The organism is Actinoallomurus sp. CA-150999 (genome assembly GCF_050942425.1).
Lineage (GTDB): Bacteria > Actinomycetota > Actinomycetes > Streptosporangiales > Streptosporangiaceae > Actinoallomurus.
In genome coordinates, this window is record NZ_CP192063.1 from 1,515,751 (window position 1) to 1,534,169 (window position 18,419).

Sequence of the window (18,419 nt, forward strand, 5' to 3'; positions counted from 1 at the left end):
CCACAGGCTCGGCGTCACTCCTCCTCAAGAGGACGGCCCGGTCCCTTCCGCCGGCCGCGCACACATGTCACTCCCGAGCACGCGGCCGTGTCCCTCCGGATGGGGACGGCGCCTCGCCGGCCGCAGCGCTGTCACTCCGGACGGCGCCTCGCCCGCGCGGCCGGACCGGTGCGACCCCCGTATCCGCCATGTGGGGGCTCAGCCACTCCGGCCGCGGCGGACGCGGAGGTAGTCGCGGACGACGTACTCGCCGAGCCGGTCGGGCGTCGGAGCGAAGACCCGGCCGCCGTTACGCCGCGCCACCTCCTGGACGAAGGACACGAGGCGTTCGTCGTCGGCGAGCATGAAGATGTTCAGTGTCGCGCGGCGCCGGGTCATCTTGTCCACCTCGGCGAGCGTGAGCTCCAGCGTCTCCCGCGACGGCGGCCAGTCGAACGACGAGCGGCCGTCCCGCAGCAGGTGCGCGGTCGGCTCGCCGTCCGTGATGATCAGCACGATCGGCTCGTGCTCCGGGTGTTTCTCCAGGTGGCGTCCTGCGATGAGCAGGGCGTGATGCAGGTTGGTGCCCTGCACCATGTCCCAGTCCAGGCCGGCCAGCTCGGTGGGCGGGAGCACCCGCGCGTAGTTGGAGAACCCGATGACCTGGATCGCGTCCTGCGGGTACTTGCTGGACACCAGCGTGTGCAGGGCGAGCGCGGTCTGCTTCGCCGATCCCCAGGTGCCGCGCAGCGCCATGGAGTACGACAGGTCCACCAGGAGGCACACCGCCGCCGCCGTACGGCGTTCGGTCTCGAGGACCTCGAAGTCGTCCACGGTCAGGCGCACACCCACACCGCCGGGCCGGCGCTCGCCGCGCCGCAGCGCGTTCGACACGGTGCGTACGACGTCGATCGGCTGCTCGTCGCCGTGCTGCCAGGGGCGGCTCCCTCCGGTCAGCTCGCCCGCCTGGCCCGCGTCGGACTGGTCGTGGTCGCCGCGCCGGGCGGTGTCCAACTGGGCGAACACCCGCCGCAGCGCGGTCTCCCCGAGGCGGCGGACCGCCTTCGGCGTCAGATCGAGGGCCCCGCCCCGGCGCTTGAGGTAGCCCTGGCGCTCGAGCTCGGCCTCGATGCGGCGCAGCTCGGCGAGGTCGTCGACCGCCTGCCGTCCCAGGGCGCGGCGCACCGCCTCCTCGTCGATGTCGTCCATCCGCGCGCCGGGGTAGTCCTGCCGCAGCGCGCCTTCCAGCTCGGCCAGGTCCGCGAGCTCCTGCAGCGCGGTCGTCGCGTCGCCCATGGACATCGGGTCGTCGCCGGTCATGCGCTCGGACCCGGACCAGTCGAGGTCGGGCCGGCGCTGCCGCAGCGACGAGGACAGCCGTTCCATCTCCATGGCCAGCCCGGCGTCCTCGAGCGTCTGCGCCATGAGCGCGGCGAGCTCCGCGCGCTGCTCGGGGGTGAGCGAGGCGAGCAGCCGTTCGGTGGCCGCGGCGCGCCGCGCCAGCGAGTCGACGAGCTGTTCGAGATTCTGCGGATCATCCGGGAAGAAGTCGCCGTACTCCCGCATGAAGGCCTCGAAGTCCTCCTGGGTGTGCTCACCCCGGGCGTCCTTCTCGAGCATGTCGTTGAGCGCGGCCATCATGTCCTTGACCCGCTGCATCGCCGCAGGGTCCGGGTCGCTCAGGGCCTGCTTCATCCCGCGGAACTGCGCGTCCAGCACGTCGCGGCGCAGCAGGTCTTTCAGCTCCTCGAACGTCTGCCGGGCGTCCGGCGACCGCCAGTCGTACGACGCGAGGCGGCGGACAGCCTGCGCGGTGTCGGCCGGGAGGGCGTCCAGTTCGGCCTCCCGCAGTCGCGCCTCGTCGCTCGGGTCGGGGAACAACTCCGCGCGTTCCTGGCCGATCGCCCGGTCGAGCAGGGACCGCGCCTCCTCGAGGGTGCCGTCCAGCCGGCCGCGTCCGCGCAGCTCCTGCCGACGGGCCCGGACCTGCCGCAGCAGGTCGTCCAGGCCGCGCCGCCGCTGTTCGCCGGGCAGTCCCCGGCGCAGCAGGTCGCGCAGCGCGTCAGTGGGGCTCGTGCCCTCCAGCATCGAGTCGCCCATGGCGTCGAGCGCGGCGCGCACGTCGTACGGGGGCGCGAGCGGGTCCGGCCCCTCGTGGTACGAGCCATAGCGATATCCGGCCACGGCGACCTCCTAGGGTCATATCCGGTATGTAGAGGCTCCGTCGGAGGTGTCCTTGGACAGCCGGCGCATCAGGTAGAGCCCTTCCAGCGCGAACTCCAGCGCCGCCGCCGCGTGTCCGGGCGACTCGCCCTCCATGCCGAGGCTGTGCATGATCCGCGCCAGGCCGGACACCGGGCCGATCCGGTGCAGCAGCTCGGCGGCGGGCACCAGCTCGCCGGAGTCGACCGTCGCTCCCCGGTCGAACCGGTCCAGCAGGCCGGTGAGGTCGACCGGGCCGAGCGCGCGCCGCCAGGTCTCCGCCGTCGCCCGGCGCAGCAGGTGCGCGAGTACCTCGTCCTCGCGGCCCTCCTCGCTGACCTCGAACTCCACCTTGCCGAGGAGGGTCGGCACGATCGACGGCAGGTCGCACACGCGGGCCACCGGCTGCTCTTCGCCCGCGATGGCCGACCGGCGCATCGCGGACGCCGCCACCGTCTCGGTCGCGGCGATCGCGAACCGCGCGGACACGCCGGACCGGGTGTCGACCGCCGGGGACTCCCGGACCAGCCGGGTGAACCGCGCGATGACCTCCATCAGGTGGACGGGCACCGCCGCGGAGACCTGGGCCTCCTGGCCGATCAGCACGAGTTCGTCGTCCACGTCCAAGGGGTAGTGCGTACGGATCTCCGCCCCGAAGCGGTCCTTCAGCGGGGTGATGATCCGGCCCCGGTTGGTGTAGTCCTCCGGGTTGGCGCTGGCCACCAGCAGGACGTCCAGCGGCAGCCGCAGGTTGTAGCCGCGGATCTGCACGTCCCGCTCCTCCAGGACGTTCAGCAGCGAGACCTGGATGCGCTCGGCGAGATCGGGCAGCTCGTTGACGCAGAAGATCCCGCGGTTCGTCCGAGGCACCAGCCCGTAGTGCACGGTCTCCGGGTCCCCGAGGGTGCGGCCCTCCGCCACCTTGATCGGGTCGATGTCGCCGATCAGGTCGCCGACGCTCGTGTCCGGGGTGGCGAGCTTCTCTCCGTACCGTTCGTCCCGGTGCTTCCAGGCGACCGGCAGATCATCGCCCAGCTCGGCGAGCAACCGGCGGCAGCGCACGCACACCGGTGCGTACGGATGGTCGTTGATCTCGCAACCGTCGACCACCGGCGTCCACTCGTCCAGCAGGCCGCCGAGCGTACGGATCAGCCGCGACTTGCCCTGCCCGCGCTCGCCGAGGAGGACCAGGTCGTGTCCCGCGAGCAGAGCGCGCTCAAGGTGCGGCAGGACCGTGTCGTCGAACCCGACGATGCCCGGGAACCGCGGCTCGCCCGAACGCAGGCGGGCGACGAGGTTCTGCTGGATCTCGGCCTTGACGGACCGGTGGACGTGGCCACCGGCCCGAAGCTCGCGGAGTGTCGTTGGTCGCGTATTCACTTTCGGCACCGCTCCTCACTCGCTGGACGGCCGGCGCGCCGCGTGCCGCGGCACGCGGTCGAACCTTCCCGGCCGGCCACTCCGCTCGCCACGTCCGGCTCGCTGTGTTCGATGGTCGCTCGACCCTCCTGGCCCGCTTCGTGGGCGGCGTCGTTCCTCGGCCGCCCGCTCCGCCGGCCGCGTCGGGCTCGTGCGTGGTTCAAGGATCGCTCACCGTTCCGACTCGCTTCGCGGGCGGCACCGTCGTGCCGGAGGCGCTGCCCGGCCGCCCGCTCCACTCGCCGTCTCCGGCTCGCTCGTGTTCAACGGTCGCTCGACCCTCCTCGCTCGCTTCGCGGACCGCGTCCGTCGTGCCGGAGGCGCGCCAAGAGACGCTGCCCGGCCGCCCGCTCCACTCGCCGTCTCCGGCTCGCTCGTGTTCAACGGTCGCTCGACCCTCCTCGCTCGCTTCGCGGACCGCGTCCGTCGTGCCGGAGGCGCGCCAAGAGACGCTGCCCGGCCGCCCGCTCCACTCGCCGTCTCCGGCTCGCTCGTGTTCAACGGTCGCTCGACCCTCCTCGCTCGCTTCGCGGACCGCGTCCGTCGTGCCGGAGGCGCGCCAAGAGACGCTGCCCGGCCGCCCGCTCCACTCGCTGCGTCGGGATCGGTGTGTTCAATGGTCGCTCGACCCTCCTCGTTCGCTTCGCAGGTGGCCTCGTTACTTAGCCGCCCACTCCGCTCACTGCGTCGGGCTCGCTCCGTTCAAGAGTCGCTTGGGTTCGACCCTATGCCGGGATCTTCGCCGCCGCATCCGACCATGGGGCGCGTCGTCCGCCGGAGATGGACGGTGCCGGGTGACCGAACGGTGCCGGCGCCTGCCATCATTACCGGCCGATCGTGGTCGCGTGGCGTCGTCTGATGCCTGTGGTAGACCGTAATCATCCGCAGTCGCGGTGGAGGGGAGGGGGCCGATGGCACGCTTCGGTGACGGGCTGGCGGTCGGGCCGGATCTGGTCGAGGCCGCGGAGTCCGCGGTGGCTCAGGCGGTCGCGCCGCTGGACGGTCTTCCGGACCTGGTCTTCGTCTTCGTGTCCGCGCCGGATCCGGACGCCGTCGAGCCCGCGGCGCGGCGGGCGATGGAGATCGCGGGCACCCCCAACGTCATCGGCTGCGGCGCCCCCGGAGTGATCGGCGGAAGCCAGGGGGTCGAGGGGGCGAGCGCGGTCAGCGCCTGGGCGGCCCGGCTTCCGGAGGCCCGTGTCGAGCCGTTCCGGCTGGAGACGCTGAAGTTCCCCGCCGCGGAGACGGACTCGATGCCGCGCCTGGCGGTCGTCGGCATGCCGCAGACCCGGGACGACGACGTGGTGGCCGTGCTGCTGGCCGACCCGTACAGCTTTCCCGTGGACGCGTTCGTCGAGCGATCCGGCGAGGTGCTGCCCGGGCTGCCGCTCGTCGGCGGTCTGGCGACCGGGCAGGGGGGCCGGGGGACCACGCGGCTCTTCGCGGACGGGGAGATCGTCGACTCCGGGGCCGTCGGAGTGCTGCTCGGCGGGTCCGTGATGACCTCGACCGTGGTGAGCCAGGGCGCCCGGCCCGTCGGCCCGACCATGGTGGTCACCAAGGCCGAGGAGAACATCCTGTACGAGCTGGCCGGCATGTCCGCGCTGGCCAAGCTGGAGGAGATCGTCGCCGACCTGCCGGAAGGCGACCGGGAGCTGATCGAGGCCGGGCTGCTGATCGGTGTGGCCATGGACGAGTACGCCGACGAGCACGAACGCGGCGACTTCCTCGTCCGCGGGGTGATCGGCGCGGATCCGGAGGTCGGCGCGCTCGCCACCGGCGACGTCATCGACGTCGGCCGTACGGTCCGCTTCCACGTGCGCGACGCCGGCGCGGCGGACGAGGACCTCACCCATCTCCTGGGCGACCTCGACCTGGCCCCCATCGAGGGGGCGCTGCTGTTCGCCTGCACCGGGCGGGGCCGTGGGATGTTCCCGACCTCGGATCACGACGTACGAGCGCTGCGTGATGTGCTGGGTGGACCGGGTGTCGGCGGGTTCTTCGCCGCCGGCGAGATCGGCCCGGTCGCGGGGCGCAACCATGTGCACAGCTTCACCGCGTCGATCCTGGCCTTCGGGCCCGGCAGCAAGGAGGACTCCGCGTGACCGGCTCCGTTCTCGCCATCGATGTCGGCGGCACGAAGATGGCCGCCGCCCTGGTCGAGCCGGGCGGGCGGATCGCCGCCTATGAGCGGATCGCGACCCCGCAGCCGCCGCACGCCGACGCCGATGGTCTCTGGCGGACGGTGCTGACCCTGATCGACAAGCTCGCGTCCGAGCGGCTCGCCGGGGTCGGGGTGGGGTGTGGCGGGCCGATGAGCTGGCCGAGCGGGAAGGTGTCCCCGCTCAACATCCCCGCGTGGCGGGGGTTCCCGCTGCGTGAGCGGCTTCAGGAGCGGTTCCCGGGCCTGCCGGTGCGCCTCCACAACGACGCGGTCGCGGTGGCGGTGGGGGAGCACTGGCGCGGCGCCGGCCGTGGCCGCGACGGCATGCTCGGCATGGTCGTCTCGACCGGTGTGGGCGGCGGGCTGATCCTCGGCGGCCGCCTGGTCGACGGCGTCAGCGGCAACGCCGGGCACATCGGTCACGTGATCGTCGATCACGAGGGGCCGGCCTGCGAGTGCGGCGGGCGCGGCTGCCTGGAGGCCATCGCCCGAGGTCCGGGCCTGGCGGCCTGGGCGCGGGAGCAGGGCTGGCCGGGCGAGACCGGCAAGGAGCTCGCCGACGATGCCGCCCGAGGGCACCCCATCGCCGTCCGGGCGATGAACCGCGCCGGGTGGGCGCTCGGCGTGGCGATCGCCTCCGCGACGCACCTGTGCGACCTGGAGGTCGTGGCGATCGGCGGGGGCCTGTCCCAGGCCGGTCCGCTGCTGTTCCGGCCGCTCGAGGAGACGCTGCGGGCGCACGCCCGGATGGAGTTCGCCCGGCAGGTGCGGGTCGTGCCCGCGGCGCTGGGGCAGACGGCGGGCCTCGTCGGCGCCGCGGCGTTCATTCTCGCCGCCGACCGCTACTGGACCGCGGACTGATCGCGCACGTGCGGGCCGGGGCCCGCCATGACCGTGGGAGACTTTTGGCATGAGCGGTCCCGTCAGCGCGGATGATGTTCGCGCGGCTCGCGAGCTGCTGCGCGAGGTCACCGTGACCACGCCGATCCTGGAGTCCCGGTCGCTGTCGGCGAAGGTCGGCGGCCCCGTCCTGCTCAAATGCGAGAATCTCCAGCGCGCGGGATCGTTCAAGTCCCGCGGGGCGTACGTCCGCATCTCCCGCCTCACCGACGAGGAGCGGGCACGCGGCGTGGTCGCGGCGAGCGCGGGCAATCACGCGCAGGGCGTGGCGCTGGCCGCCACCCTGCTCGGAGCCCGCAGCGTCGTCTTCATGCCCGAGGGCGCGCCGCTGCCCAAGGTCGCCGCGACCCGGGCGTACGGCGCGGAGGTGATCTTCGGCGGGCCGGGCGTGGACGCCTGCCTGGCCGCCGCGAAGGCCTACGCGCGCGACAACGGCGCCGTGTTCATCCACCCGTTCGATCACGCCGACGTGGTGGCGGGGCAGGGCACGGTCGGCCTGGAGATCCTCGAGCAGTGCCCGGAGGTCCGCACCATCGTCGTGCCGGTGGGAGGCGGCGGCCTGATCGCGGGGATCGCGGCGGCCGTCAAGGAGCTCCGGCCCGACGTCCGGGTGATCGGCGTGCAGGCGGAGCAGGCGGCGGCGTTCCCGCCCTCGCTGGCCGCGGGCCGTCCCGTGGCGGTGGAGCCGGCCGGGACCATGGCCGACGGCATCGCGGTCGGCCGGCCGGGCGACCTGACGTTCGAGCTGGTCTCCAAGCTCGTCGACTCCGTCGTCACCATCTCCGAGGAGACGCTCTCCCAGGCCCTGCTGAACTGCCTAGAACGCTCCAAGCAGGTCGTCGAGCCCGCCGGTGCGGTCGGCGTCGCCGCGCTCCTGGACCGGCCGCAGATGTTCGAGCCGCCCGTGGTGACCGTCCTGTCCGGCGGGAACATCGACCCGCTGCTGCTGTCGAAGGTGCTCCGGCACGGCCTGGCCGTGGCCGGCCGCTACCTGATGTTCCGCGTACGGCTCCGCGACCGGCCGGGCGCGCTCGTGACGCTGCTCGGTGAGCTGGCCGAGCTGGAGGTCAACGTCCTCGACGTCGTCCACCAGCGGACCGCCGCCCGGTTGAACGTCGACGAGGCCGAGGTGCTGCTGCACCTGGAGACCCGCGGCCCGGACCACTGCGACGAGGTGCTCGGCCGCCTGCGCGCCGAGGGGTACACGCTCAGCTTCACCTGACCCGCCCCCGGCCCTGCTCGAGCCATATCCGGCTTCGGGTTTCACCGGGCGGTTAATCGGTTGTGCCCGATTCGAACGCCGCGTACGGTCGGGGCGCTCGCCAGCGCCGGAGTGTCGTAACCATCTGATATCACCGGCGGAGATCCCACTTCCGTTCTCTGCGGGGGACCACGTGTCCGACATCATCGTTGCCGAAGGTCTGGCCAAGCACTACGGAAAGGTCACCGCGCTGGACGGCGTGGACCTGCGGGTGCCGGCCGGCACCGTTCTCGGTCTGCTCGGCCCCAACGGCGCGGGCAAGACCACAGCCGTACGAATCCTCACCACGCTGCTGCGACCGGACGCGGGGCGTGCCTCGATCGCCGGTCACGACGTCGCCCGGGAGCCAGGCGCCGTCCGTAAGATCATCGGCCTGTCCGGGCAGTACGCCGCGGTCGACGAGCACCTCACCGGCCGGGAGAACCTCGAGATGGTCGGCCGGCTCTACCACCTGGGCGGCAAGGCGGCCCGGGATCGCGCCGGGGAGCTGCTCGACCGGTTCTCCCTGAGCGACGCGGCCGATCGGGTCACCAAGACCTACTCCGGCGGGATGCGCCGGCGTCTCGACCTCGCCGCGAGCCTCGTCGCGCGCCCGCAGGTCATCTTCCTCGACGAGCCCACCACCGGCCTGGACCCGCGCAGCCGCCTCGGCATGTGGGACGTCATCCGGGAGCTGGTCCGCGAGGGCTCGACGCTGCTGCTGACCACCCAGTACCTCGAAGAGGCCGACGCGCTGGCCGACGACATCGCGATCATCGATCAGGGCAAGGTGATCGCCACGGGCACCGCGGACGAGCTCAAGGCGCAGGTCGGGGGCGAGCGCGTCGAGCTGACCGTCGCCGACCGGTCCGAGCTGGCCAAGGCCGCCACCGCGCTGCGCCGGGTCGCCACCGACGAGCCGGTCGTCGACGAGGACAGCCACCTGGTCACCGTTCAGGTCACGGGCGGCACCCGCGCGCTCGCCGAGGTCGTCCGCGAACTGGACACCGCGGGGGTCGAGGCGCAGGACCTGGCGCTGCGCCGTCCCACCCTCGACGAGGTCTTCCTGTCCCTGACCGGTCACGTCGCCGACGAGGAGAAGTGATCCCATGAGCGTCCCGTACGCCGTCGCCGACGCGGCGGTCATCACCCGGCGTCACCTGAAGCACACGACGCGGATCCCCGAGCTGCTGTTCTTCTCGATCATGCAGCCGATCATCTTCATCCTGCTGTTCACGGTGGTCTTCGCCAACGCGATCAAGATCCCGGGCATGGACTACAAGAACTACATGATGCCCGCGATCTTCGTGCAGACCATGGCGTTCGCCACCGCAGGCACCTCCGTGGGCCTCGCCGACGACCTGCACAAGGGGCTGATCGACCGGTTCCGGTCCCTGCCGATGGCCCGGTCGGCCGTGCTGGTCGGCCGGCTGGTCGCGGAGTCGGCGCGTAACACTCTCACGCTGCTCATCATGGTCGCGGCCGGATACGCCGTCGGGTTCCGGTTCCAGAACGGCGTGGCGCCGGCGCTCGGCGGCATCCTGCTGCTGATCGCCTTCGCGTTCGCGTTCTCCTCGATCGGGACGGTGATCGGCCTGGGCGTGAAGTCGGTCGAGGCGGCCAACATGGCCGGCATGATCTGGATCTTCCCGCTGACCTTCCTGAGCAACGGGTTCGTCGGCATGGACAGTCTGCCCGGCTGGCTTCAGGACGCCGTCCGGTACAGCCCCGTGACCACGATGAACGACGCGCTGCGGGCCATGTTCTACGGCCACGGGCGGGCCATCGCCACGCCGGCCCTGCAGTCGGTCGCCTGGATCGTCGGCATCACGCTGGTCTTCCTGTTCCTCGGCGTCCGCCAGTACAAGAAGGCCGCCAGCCGCTGACCGCCACGGCCGAAGTGAACGACCCGGCGGCCTCGGGTGAGGCCGCCGGGTCGCGGTCGTTCTGGTGCGGTGGTCCCGCTCAGAGGGCGGGCTTGCCCGCGGAGTAGACCCACGCCTTGAACAGTTTGTCCAGGTCCTTGTGGGTGAAGTGCTCGGTGAAGGCGATGAATTGGGCCGTCGTGTCGTTGCCGTAGCGGTGCGCCGCCGGCCACGCCTTGATCAGCTTGAAGAACGTCTCGTCGCCGACGGCCTTGCGGATCTGGTGGATCGTCATCGCGGCGCGCGTGTACACGAGGTCGTCGAAGATGTGGTCGCGGCCCGGGTCGGCGACCTTGCCGCTCCAGTCGGTCTTCGCGGAGGCGTACGCCTCGTCGAACAGCTGCTGCGCGGTCTTTCCGCCGTGCTGCTCGCTGTACAGCCACTCGGTGTACGTCGCGAACCCCTCGTTCAGCCAGATGTGCTTCCACTGCGCCGGCGTGACGGAGTCGCCGAACCACTGGTGCCCCAGCTCGTGCGCGAGCAGGTCCGCGCTCGGCAGCGCACCGGCGGTGCGCCGCGCGTAGACCGGACGGCCCTGGGTCTCCAGGGAGTAGCCGACGTTCGGGGCGAGCACGTCGATCCCGCCGACGGAGCCGAACGGGTAGCGGCCGAAGAGCTTCTGCTCCCACTCGATGACGTTCGCGGTCGCCGTGTTGAAGTCACCGGAAGGGGAGGCCACGGCGACCGCGGGAAGGCGGCGCCGGTCGGTACTCCCCGACGCGGTGGCGCCGGCCGCCGCCTTCACCGCGGCCGGGTCGACGGCGGTGATGTTGCGCAGGCCGCTCGGCGTGCGGGTGTCCTTGACGTCGAAGTGGCCGATCGCCACCATGACGAGCTCGCTTGCGGTCGGCTGCCGGTCGATCCAGCGATAGGTGGTGGTCGACCCGTGCGTGTCGGCGCCGGCGGGCTCGCCGTTCGCGAGCGCCTTCAGGCCCTTCGGCACCGTGATGGTGAAGTCGTAGGTCGCCTTGTCACCGGTGCTGTCGTTGACGGGGTACCAGGTCGCCGAGCCGAACGGCTGTGACAGGGCCACCGCGCCGTCGTGGGTGGCGATCCAGCCCGAGACGCCGAGCGCCTTGTCGTTGATCATCTGCGGCACGCCGGAGTAGGCGACGTCGACGGTGAACGCCCGTCCCTCGCGCAGACCGCGCGGGGGCGTGATCACGAGCTCCTGCGCGCCGGTGCGCTTGTACGCGGCAGCCTGCCCGTCTACCGTCAGCTTGCCGATCTTGAGCGGGCCGAGGAAGTCCAGGTCGAACCGGGACAGGTTCTGCGTGGCGGTCGCGAAGATCTTCGCGTGCGCGTTGATCGCCTTGGTGCCGGCGTCGTACGTGAGCGACAGGCTGTAGTGCCGGGCGTTGTAGCCGCCGTTCCCCATGTCGGGGAAGTACGGGTCCCCGGCTCCGGGTGCGCCGGGCGTGAAGCCGCTCTGAGCCTCGGCGGCGGAAAGGGGGGTGAGCAGGCCGGTCGCCGCCACGACGGCGGCGATCGACAGAGCTCGTGGGGTTAGCCTCGCCATGCAACTCTCCAGTTGTCTTCTGAGCACAACGCCCGAGGGGCAACGCGGGACACAGCATGCTCTCTGTCACCACGCACCACAAGGCCGCTTCGTTGATCACCACGTGGTCGGCCGGGTCGTCCCGTACAGCCATACCTGGAAGAACCGGCCGAGATCCTTACCGGACATCCGTTCGGCGAGGGCGATGAACTGCGGCGTCGTGGCGTTCCCGTGCCGGTGCTGACTCGTCCAGGCCCGCAGGATCGCGAAGAACGTCGCGTCCCCGACCTTCTGCCGCAGGGCGTGCAGGGTCATCGCGCCGCGCTCGTACACCGAACGGCCGAACAGCCGCGCCCGGCCGGGCCCGGCGGGGGGCACGGACCACAGATCCGGGCTGTCGGTCTGCCGGTACCGCTGGTCGAACTGCGTCTGCACCGACGGGCCGGTGCCGCTCCGCTCGCCCCAGATCCACTCGGCGTACGTGGCGAAGCCCTCGTTGAGCCAGATGTCGCTCCAGTGGGTGAGGGTGACGCTGTCGCCGAACCACTGGTGCGACAGCTCGTGGGCGATGGTGTTGGGATCGCCGCCCATCGGCCCGCCGTACTCCGGCTTGGTCTGGGTCTCCAGGGCGAAGCCGACCTGGACGTCGTCGACGACGCCTCCGGTGGAGCCGAACGGGTACGGGCCGAACAGCTTCGCCCACGCGTCGGTGACGCGCGCGGTCGTGTCGTACAGCTTGTCCACGGTCGTCGTCGTGATCGCGGGATCGACGGCCGCGTACACCGGGATGCCGCCGGGCGTACGGCCGGTACGGACCTTGAACCGTCCCACGTCGACCATGGCCAGGTAGGTCGCCATGGGGGAGTCCTCGCGCCAGGAGTAGGTCGTCGAGTCGCCCGCGGTGCGGGTGCCGGTCAGCCAGCCGTTGGCGATCGCGGTGAGCCCGCGCGGAACCGTCACGCGGAAACCGAACGTCGCCTTGTCCGTGGGGTGGTCGTTGGAGGGGAACCACGTGTGCGCCCCGCTCGGCTCGTCGCCGGTGAACACCCCGTCGGAGGTGGGGAGCCAGCCGTACCTGCCGAGCACCGGATCGTTGATCGCGTGCGGGTTCCCGGAGTACTCCACCTGGACGGTGAAGTTCCCACCCCGGGCGATCGGCGTACGAGGGGTGACGACGAGCTCGCTGCCGTTACGGGTGTACGAGGCGGCCGCGCCGCCGACCGTCACCTTCGAGACGGTGAGCCCGCTGAGATCCAGGTCGAAGCGCGTCAGCCGGTTCGTCGCGACCGCGCTGAGGGTCGCGGTCCCGGCCAGCTCGGGCGTGGTGCGTGGCTTGATGCGCAGGTCCAGGTCGTAGTTCCGTACGTCGTAGCCGCCGTTGCCGTCACCGGGGGTGTAGGGGTCTCCCGCGCTCGCGGCCCCGACGCCCGGGGCCGCAGAAGCCACCCGCGACGCCGGTGACCGCGCGGGGTCGCCGTTGTCCGAGCAGGCGGTGAGGACGCTGAGGGCCAGCGCGCTCGCAATGATCTGGGACGCATGGCTCACCGACCCAGCCTGACGGCAAAACGGCGATATGGGCAACTCGGCGCTTTACCCGATCCGGCCCGCGAAGGGGGTTAACCGGATCGGGCGGCACCTGCTTGGGTGACTTTTTACCGGCCGATTGCGATCGATCTCCGCTTTGCTACGCCGGTTCGCCGACTAGAGATTTCCGCGGAGTTCCTGCTCGCGCTCGATCGCCTCGAAAAGCGCCTTGAAGTTGCCCTTACCGAATCCGAGTGAACCGTGCCGTTCGATCAGTTCGAAGAAGACCGTCGGCCGGTCCTGCACCGGCTTGGTGAAGATCTGCAGCAGGTAGCCGTCCTCGTCCCGGTCCACCAGGATCCCGCGCTTCTGCAGCTCCTCGATCGGCGCGCGGACCTCGCCGATGCGTTCGCGCAGCTCCGGGTCCTCGTAGTAGGAGTCGGGCGTGTTCAGGAACTCCACGCCCGCCGCGCGCATCGAGTCGACCGCGTGCAGGATGTCGCCCGTCGCCAGCGCGATGTGCTGCATGCCGGGACCGCCGTAGAACTCCAGATACTCGTCGATCTGCGACTTCTTCTTGGCGATCGCCGGCTCGTTCAGCGGGAACTTCACCTTTCTGGTGCCGTCGGCCACGACCTTCGACATCAGCGCGGAGTACTCGGTGGCGATGTCATCGCCGACGAACTCCTTCATGTTGGTGAAGCCCATCACGCGCTGGTAGAACTCCACCCACTCGTCCATCTTGCCGAGCTCGACATTGCCGACGCAGTGGTCGATCGCCTGGAAGTACCTCTTGGCGGGCGGCGCGACGATCGGGTCGACGGCGACGTATCCCGGCAGATACGGGCCGGAGTAGTCGGTTCGCTGGACGAGTGAGTGCCGTGTCTCGCCGTAGGTGGCGATGGCCGCGATCACGACCTTGCCGTGGTCGTCCTCGGCGACGTGCGGGGCCTCGACGCTCCGCGCCCCCCGGGCGATCGCGTGCCGGTAGGCCGTCTCGGCGTCCGGCACCTCGATGGCCAGGTCGATCGCGCCGTCGCCATGCTCCGCGACGTGCCGGCCGAGGTCGGTGCCGGCGCGGACGGCGCCCTTGAGGACGAAGCGCGCGCCGCCAGACTCCAGCACGAACGCGGCCTCGTCCCGGCTGCCGGTCTCCGGCCCCTTGTACGCGACGCACCGCATCCCGAACGCGGTCGAGTAGTAGTGCGCCGCCTGCCTGGCGTTGCCCACGGCGAACACGACGGCGTCCATGCCCTTGACGGGGAACGGGTCCTCGCGGCGCGCCTGCGGCGCCCGGCGGTCGTCGGCGTGCTGCTCCGGCGTCAGGTTCTTCTGCCCGGCTACGTCGGTCATGGTTACTCCCTGCGCGGTGGTGAGCGACGTTCCCCCACAATGTCGATCGTCGGCTACATAGTGCGCAAGGGGCATCGATTTGACTGCGCAACCTGTACAGTGGTGATCGGGAGATGGGGGTATATCTGTACACCCTGCCCAGGTGGCCGAGAGGGCGACATGATCGATGAGCTGGACGCCCGGCTGATCGGGCTGCTCACGGAGGAACCGCGCATCGGTGTGCTGGAGTGCTCACGCCGGCTCGGCGTGGCGCGCGGCACCGTGCAGGCGCGGCTTGACCGGCTCCAGGAGCGCGGAGTCATCCGCGGGTTCGGGCCGGACGTGAACCCCGCCGCGCTGGGCTACCAGGTCGCCGCGTTCGTCACCCTGGAGATCCGGCAGGCCGGCGGCCACGACCCCGTCGCCGACCGGCTGGCGGCGATCCCCGAGGTGATCGAGGTGCACACGATCACCGGCGGGGGCGACATGCTGTGCCGCATCGTCGGGCGGAGCAACCAGGATCTCCAGCGCGTCATCGACCAGATCGTCGACGTCGAGGGCGTCCAGCGGACGTCGACCGTCATCGCGCTGGCCACCCCCGTTCCGCAGCGGACACTGCCCCTGGTACGAGCGGCCGCCCGATCCTGAGTCCGGTGCCTGGCCCGCGGCGACGGTCCGGCCTGCGGCAAGGCGGCATGAGCCGGGCGTCCAACCTGGGGCTGACGTCCGGCATGTGACGGGCGTCCAGCCTGAGACCGGGGTCCGGGCCGAGGTGAAGGTCCGGCGTGTGACGGACGTCCTACCTCAGTTCGGCGTCCGGCCTCCGGCGACGGTCCGGCCTGCGGCAAGGCGGCATGAGCCGGACATCCAACCTGGGACTGGCGTCTCCGGTCTGAGACCGGGGTCCGGGCCGAGGTGAAGGTCCGGCGTATGACGGACGTCCTACCTGAGCCTGGCGTCCGGGCTGAAGCGAGGGTCCGGCGTGTGACAGACGTCCGACGTGAGATCGGCATTCGATCCGAGGCGAAGGTCCGCATAAGACCGGCGTCCGGCCCTGGCGTGCGTCATCGCCCGCACGCTGCGAACGTGCGGACGATGACGAGTACGACCATCCGGGCGTCCTCAGCGTGGACCTTTTTCGCCCATGCTGGACGCGCCGGCCCAGGGCCAGGATCCGGTCGGCGCCGGACGACCAGCATCCGGTCGGCGCCGGACGACCAGCATCCGGTCAGCACCGGAAAACCAGCATCCGGTCAGCACCGGAAAACCCGAGCCGGTGATCAGAGGTGGGTCAGCCGCCGACGTACGGCGTGGCGTCGAGGATCTCGACCTGCATGCCGCGGCCGTTCGGCAGCGTGTACTTGGCCTTCTCGCCGACCTTCTTGCCGTTGATCGCGGCGCCGAGCGGGGACTTGGGGGAGTAGACGTCGATCGGGGCGCCGCTCTCCTCACGAGAGGCCAGCAGGAACGTGACCTCCTCGTCATCGCCGACGAACTGCACGGTCACGGTCATGCCGGGTCCGACCACGCCTTCGGTGCGGGGGGCCTCGCCCACGCGGGCGTTCTGCAGGATCTGCTGGAGCTGGAGGACGCGGCCCTCCTGCTTGCCCTGCTCCTCCTTGGCCGCGTGGTATCCGCCGTTCTCCCGCAGATCCCCTTCTTCACGAGCGGCCTCGATCTTCTGCGCGATCGCGATCCGGCCCTCGCCCGTGAGGTAGTCCAGCTCAGCCTTGAGCCGGTCGTACGCCTCCTGGGTGAGCCAGGTGACGTTCTCATTGCGGGTCTCGGTCACGGGTACTCCTCATCCACATGAAGTGCGGCCGTTGAACTCTCTAGGCTACCGGCATTTGAACGTGAAGTAGCCGGGGGACGAGAGCTTTATGCCGTTATGACGTTCATGTTTGTTCCCCGGCGGGGAACCCTTTTTAACCTGTTCGGCAGTCCGTGACGGTCACGGATGTGGCGCGCGCGGACGTCGGCAGCTCCTGGTGCCGCTCGACGCTGCCGGTCCCCGGCGGGATGGTGATCTCGGCCCGGCCGAGCTCGCCGTGATCGGTGCCGTACGCGACGATCGCGCACCGCACGTTCTCGCCCTTCGGCTTGCTGACCTGGTAGTGCACGCGCACCGATCGATCGGCCAGCTGGAAGGAGATTACCTCCGGGGTCACCCCGGGCTTGCCCTCGGAGTATCCCACGATGATCGCCCAGCCCACGGCGCAGATCGCCACGAACACGCCGATGACCCCGTAGGCCACCATGTTGCCCTTGCGGGCGGTACTGCTCGTGCTCATCGGCGTCGCGGCGTGGCCGCCTCGGTGGTGGGGTCGAGGGCGAACACCGCATCCCTCCCTCGAATGTCGGTGGCGGTCGTTACCGTGTCCGCGCGCGGGAATCTCCGTGCGGGGGTCCGGTGTTCTCCGGAAGAATCGTTCTCGGCGAGAGCGGCCTCCGGCGACCCGGTGGCCGCGCGCGCGACGATTACGACCTTACGCTGACGGGGAGCCTACGTTGTCCGAGGTATCGACCGGTTCGGAGCCATTGCGTCTGATGGCCGTCCATGCTCATCCGGACGACGAGTCCAGCAAGGGCGCCGCCACCATGGCGCGTTACACCGCCGAGGGGGTCCAGGTGCTGGTGGTCACCTGCACCGGGGGCGAGCGCGGCGACATCCTCAACCCGGCGATGGAGAAGCCGGAGATCAAGGCCGACCTCGCGGCGGTGCGCATGGAGGAGATGGCCAAGGCCCGCGAGATCCTGGGCGTCGAGCAGCGGTGGCTGGGCTTCGTCGACTCGGGGCTGCCCGAGGGCGACCCGCTGCCGCCGCTGCCGGAGGGCTGCTTCGCCCTGCAGCCGCTCGATGTGGCGAGTGAGCCGCTGGTCCGGGCCATGCGGGAGTTCCGGCCGCACGTCGTGCTGACCTATGACGACAATGGCGGCTATCCCCACCCTGACCACATCATGTGCCACAAGATCTCGGTGGAGGCCTTCGAGGCGGCCGGCGACCCCGACCGCTACCCCGGCACCGGTGAGCCGTGGCAGCCGCTGAAGCTCTACTACCACATGACCTTCCACCAGAAGCGGTTCGAGGCCGAGCACGAGGCGATGATCAAGGCGGGCCTCGAGTCGCCGTACGCCGAGATGCTCAAGCGCTGGCAGGACCGCCCGCTCCAGTGGGAGATCACCACGCGGGTGCCGTGCGCCGACTACTTCGAGGTGCGCGATCAGGCGCTGCTGGCGCACGCCACCCAGATCGACCCGAACGGCCCCTTCTTCGCATGCCCGACGGACATCAAGCGCGAGGCATGGCCGACCGAGGACTACCATTTGGCGCGTTCCCTGGTCGATACGGAGCTGCCGGAGGACGACCTGTTCGCCGGCGTCCGGGAAAAGGTGTGTCTGCCATGATGGTTCTCGCCGTCAACGAAGACCAGGTCACCCCTGGCGTGGTGGCCTTCTTCATCGTCGCGGCACTGGGCCTGACGCTCTTCTTCCTGATCCGTTCGATGAACAAGCAGATCCGGAAGATCGAGGCGCCGAGCGAGGAAGAGCTCCGGCAGGCCGACTGGGAGCGCCGGCAGAAGGAGAGCGCCCGGTCCAAGGAGAGCGCCGAGTCCACGGAGGACGAGCGCGACGCTTGATCTCCCGCCGTTCACGGCAGACCTTCCCCGCCGCCGCGAGGCGACCGGCGCCGCAAACCGGCACCACGACAGGGTCGGTACGGCGGGACGTCGCCGGGTGACGACCGGCGCGGTGGGGTGACTGGCTTCGTGCGGCGACTGGTAAGGCGAGACGTTGCCGCGCGACGACCGGTGCGGCGAGCCGACACCACGACCGGATCGGCACCGCGGGACGTCGCCGGGCGACGATCAGCGCGGCGGGTGGCTGGCTTCGCGCGGTGACCGGTAAGGCGAGACGTTGCCGCGCGACGACCGGTGCGGCGAGCCGACACCACGACCGGATCGGCACCGCGGGACGTCGCCGGGCGACGATCAGCGCGGCGGGTGGCTGGCTTCGCGCGGTGACCGGTAAGGCGAGACGTTGCCGCGCGACGACCGGTGCGGCGAGCCGACACCACGACCGGATCGGCACCGCGGGACGTCGCCGGGCGACGATCAGCGCGGCGGGTGGCTGGCTTCGCGCGGTGACCGGTAAGGCGAGACGTTGCCGCGCGACGACCGGTGCGGCGAACCAGCACTACGAAGGGACCGGCGCTGCGATGCGACCGGCGAGTCGACC

General features: G+C 70.9%; 15 protein-coding genes. 8 read left to right on the plus strand and 7 right to left on the minus strand.

From position 1 onward, the window contains the following. Positions 1 to 198 precede the first annotated feature (198 nt). Both ACQP2O_RS07235 and ACQP2O_RS07240 read right to left on the minus strand, forming a co-directional pair. Positions 199 to 2,163 carry a VWA domain-containing protein gene (locus ACQP2O_RS07235; protein ID WP_433181066.1) on the minus strand — a complete coding sequence of 655 codons (1,965 nt, stop codon included), beginning with the start codon at positions 2,161 to 2,163 and terminating at the stop codon, positions 199 to 201. 15 nt (positions 2,164 to 2,178) lie between these two features. Then, positions 2,179 to 3,570: a sigma 54-interacting transcriptional regulator gene (locus tag ACQP2O_RS07240; RefSeq protein ID WP_433181067.1), complete on the minus strand. Its 1,392-nt coding sequence runs from the start codon at positions 3,568 to 3,570 to the stop codon at positions 2,179 to 2,181. Between the two features lie 941 nt (positions 3,571 to 4,511). Here ACQP2O_RS07240 and ACQP2O_RS07245 point away from each other — a divergent pair. From ACQP2O_RS07245 to ACQP2O_RS07265, 5 genes are all read left to right on the plus strand, one after another. Beyond that, positions 4,512 to 5,705, plus strand: coding sequence for an FIST signal transduction protein (locus tag ACQP2O_RS07245; RefSeq protein ID WP_433181069.1), 1,194 nt, complete (start codon positions 4,512 to 4,514; stop codon positions 5,703 to 5,705). Beyond that, a complete protein-coding gene (locus ACQP2O_RS07250) occupies positions 5,702 to 6,625 on the plus strand; it encodes an ROK family protein (protein WP_433181070.1) in 924 nt (307 codons plus the stop codon). The genes ACQP2O_RS07245 and ACQP2O_RS07250 overlap by 4 nt, the downstream gene beginning before the upstream one ends. A 49-nt stretch (positions 6,626 to 6,674) precedes the next feature. Further along, positions 6,675 to 7,886, plus strand: a complete 1,212-nt coding sequence (gene ilvA, locus ACQP2O_RS07255) for a threonine ammonia-lyase (RefSeq protein WP_433181072.1) — start codon at positions 6,675 to 6,677, stop codon at positions 7,884 to 7,886. 172 nt (positions 7,887 to 8,058) lie between these two features. After that, complete coding sequence (locus tag ACQP2O_RS07260; protein WP_433181074.1) at positions 8,059 to 9,009, plus strand: ATP-binding cassette domain-containing protein; 951 nt, start codon at positions 8,059 to 8,061, stop codon at positions 9,007 to 9,009. Positions 9,010 to 9,013: 4 nt separating this feature from the next. Next, positions 9,014 to 9,790: an ABC transporter permease gene (locus ACQP2O_RS07265; RefSeq protein ID WP_433181076.1), complete on the plus strand. Its 777-nt coding sequence runs from the start codon at positions 9,014 to 9,016 to the stop codon at positions 9,788 to 9,790. A 79-nt stretch (positions 9,791 to 9,869) separates the two neighbouring features. Here ACQP2O_RS07265 and ACQP2O_RS07270 read toward each other — a convergent pair whose 3' ends face one another. From ACQP2O_RS07270 to hppD, 3 genes are all read right to left on the minus strand, one after another. Then, a complete protein-coding gene (locus ACQP2O_RS07270; RefSeq protein WP_433181078.1) occupies positions 9,870 to 11,348 on the minus strand; it encodes a M1 family metallopeptidase in 1,479 nt (492 codons plus the stop codon). Between the two features lie 96 nt (positions 11,349 to 11,444). Next, positions 11,445 to 12,872, minus strand: coding sequence for a M1 family metallopeptidase (locus ACQP2O_RS07275; protein WP_433181080.1), 1,428 nt, complete (start codon positions 12,870 to 12,872; stop codon positions 11,445 to 11,447). A gap of 156 nt (positions 12,873 to 13,028) precedes the next feature. Beyond that, positions 13,029 to 14,204 (minus strand): 4-hydroxyphenylpyruvate dioxygenase, encoded by a 1,176-nt coding sequence (gene hppD / locus ACQP2O_RS07280; RefSeq protein WP_433181082.1) that lies wholly within the window; start codon positions 14,202 to 14,204, stop codon positions 13,029 to 13,031. Positions 14,205 to 14,363: 159 nt separating this feature from the next. On the opposite strand from hppD, the gene ACQP2O_RS07285 reads away from it, so the two are divergent. Then, the gene (locus ACQP2O_RS07285) at positions 14,364 to 14,831 is read left to right on the plus strand and encodes an Lrp/AsnC family transcriptional regulator (protein WP_433181084.1); all 468 of its coding nucleotides are present in this window, start codon (positions 14,364 to 14,366) and stop codon (positions 14,829 to 14,831) included. Between the two features lie 643 nt (positions 14,832 to 15,474). Here the strand turns inward: ACQP2O_RS07285 and greA are convergent. Beyond that, positions 15,475 to 15,975 (minus strand): transcription elongation factor GreA, encoded by a 501-nt coding sequence (gene greA, locus ACQP2O_RS07290; protein WP_433181086.1) that lies wholly within the window; start codon positions 15,973 to 15,975, stop codon positions 15,475 to 15,477. A 133-nt stretch (positions 15,976 to 16,108) separates the two neighbouring features. After that, a complete protein-coding gene (locus tag ACQP2O_RS07295; protein ID WP_433181088.1) occupies positions 16,109 to 16,474 on the minus strand; it encodes a DUF4307 domain-containing protein in 366 nt (121 codons plus the stop codon). A gap of 256 nt (positions 16,475 to 16,730) precedes the next feature. Between ACQP2O_RS07295 and mca the strand changes: the two genes are divergently transcribed. Together mca and ACQP2O_RS07305 are read left to right on the plus strand one after the other, a co-directional pair. Continuing rightward, entirely contained in the window at positions 16,731 to 17,588 is an 858-nt protein-coding gene (mca, locus tag ACQP2O_RS07300; protein WP_433190956.1) for a mycothiol conjugate amidase Mca, read from the plus strand. Beyond that, on the plus strand, positions 17,585 to 17,821 hold the full coding sequence (locus ACQP2O_RS07305; protein ID WP_433181089.1) for a hypothetical protein: 237 nt from the start codon (positions 17,585 to 17,587) through the stop codon (positions 17,819 to 17,821). The genes mca and ACQP2O_RS07305 overlap by 4 nt, the downstream gene beginning before the upstream one ends. Positions 17,822 to 18,419: the final 598 nt, after the last annotated feature.

What these genes read in the sequence shown, in the direction of transcription:
- ACQP2O_RS07305 (WP_433181089.1), top strand. Translation starts at nt 17,585, where the DNA reads ATGATGGTTCTCGCCGTCAACGAAGACCAGGTCACCCCTGGCGTGGTG.
- hppD (WP_433181082.1), bottom strand. Translation starts at nt 14,204, where the DNA reads ATGACCGACGTAGCCGGGCAGAAGAACCTGACGCCGGAGCAGCACGCC.
- ACQP2O_RS07295 (WP_433181088.1), bottom strand. Translation starts at nt 16,474, where the DNA reads ATGAGCACGAGCAGTACCGCCCGCAAGGGCAACATGGTGGCCTACGGG.
- ACQP2O_RS07270 (WP_433181078.1), bottom strand. Translation starts at nt 11,348, where the DNA reads ATGGCGAGGCTAACCCCACGAGCTCTGTCGATCGCCGCCGTCGTGGCG.
- mca (WP_433190956.1), top strand. Translation starts at nt 16,731, where the DNA reads ATGGCCGTCCATGCTCATCCGGACGACGAGTCCAGCAAGGGCGCCGCC.
- ilvA (WP_433181072.1), top strand. Translation starts at nt 6,675, where the DNA reads ATGAGCGGTCCCGTCAGCGCGGATGATGTTCGCGCGGCTCGCGAGCTG.
- ACQP2O_RS07265 (WP_433181076.1), top strand. Translation starts at nt 9,014, where the DNA reads ATGAGCGTCCCGTACGCCGTCGCCGACGCGGCGGTCATCACCCGGCGT.
- ACQP2O_RS07245 (WP_433181069.1), top strand. Translation starts at nt 4,512, where the DNA reads ATGGCACGCTTCGGTGACGGGCTGGCGGTCGGGCCGGATCTGGTCGAG.
- ACQP2O_RS07285 (WP_433181084.1), top strand. Translation starts at nt 14,364, where the DNA reads ATGATCGATGAGCTGGACGCCCGGCTGATCGGGCTGCTCACGGAGGAA.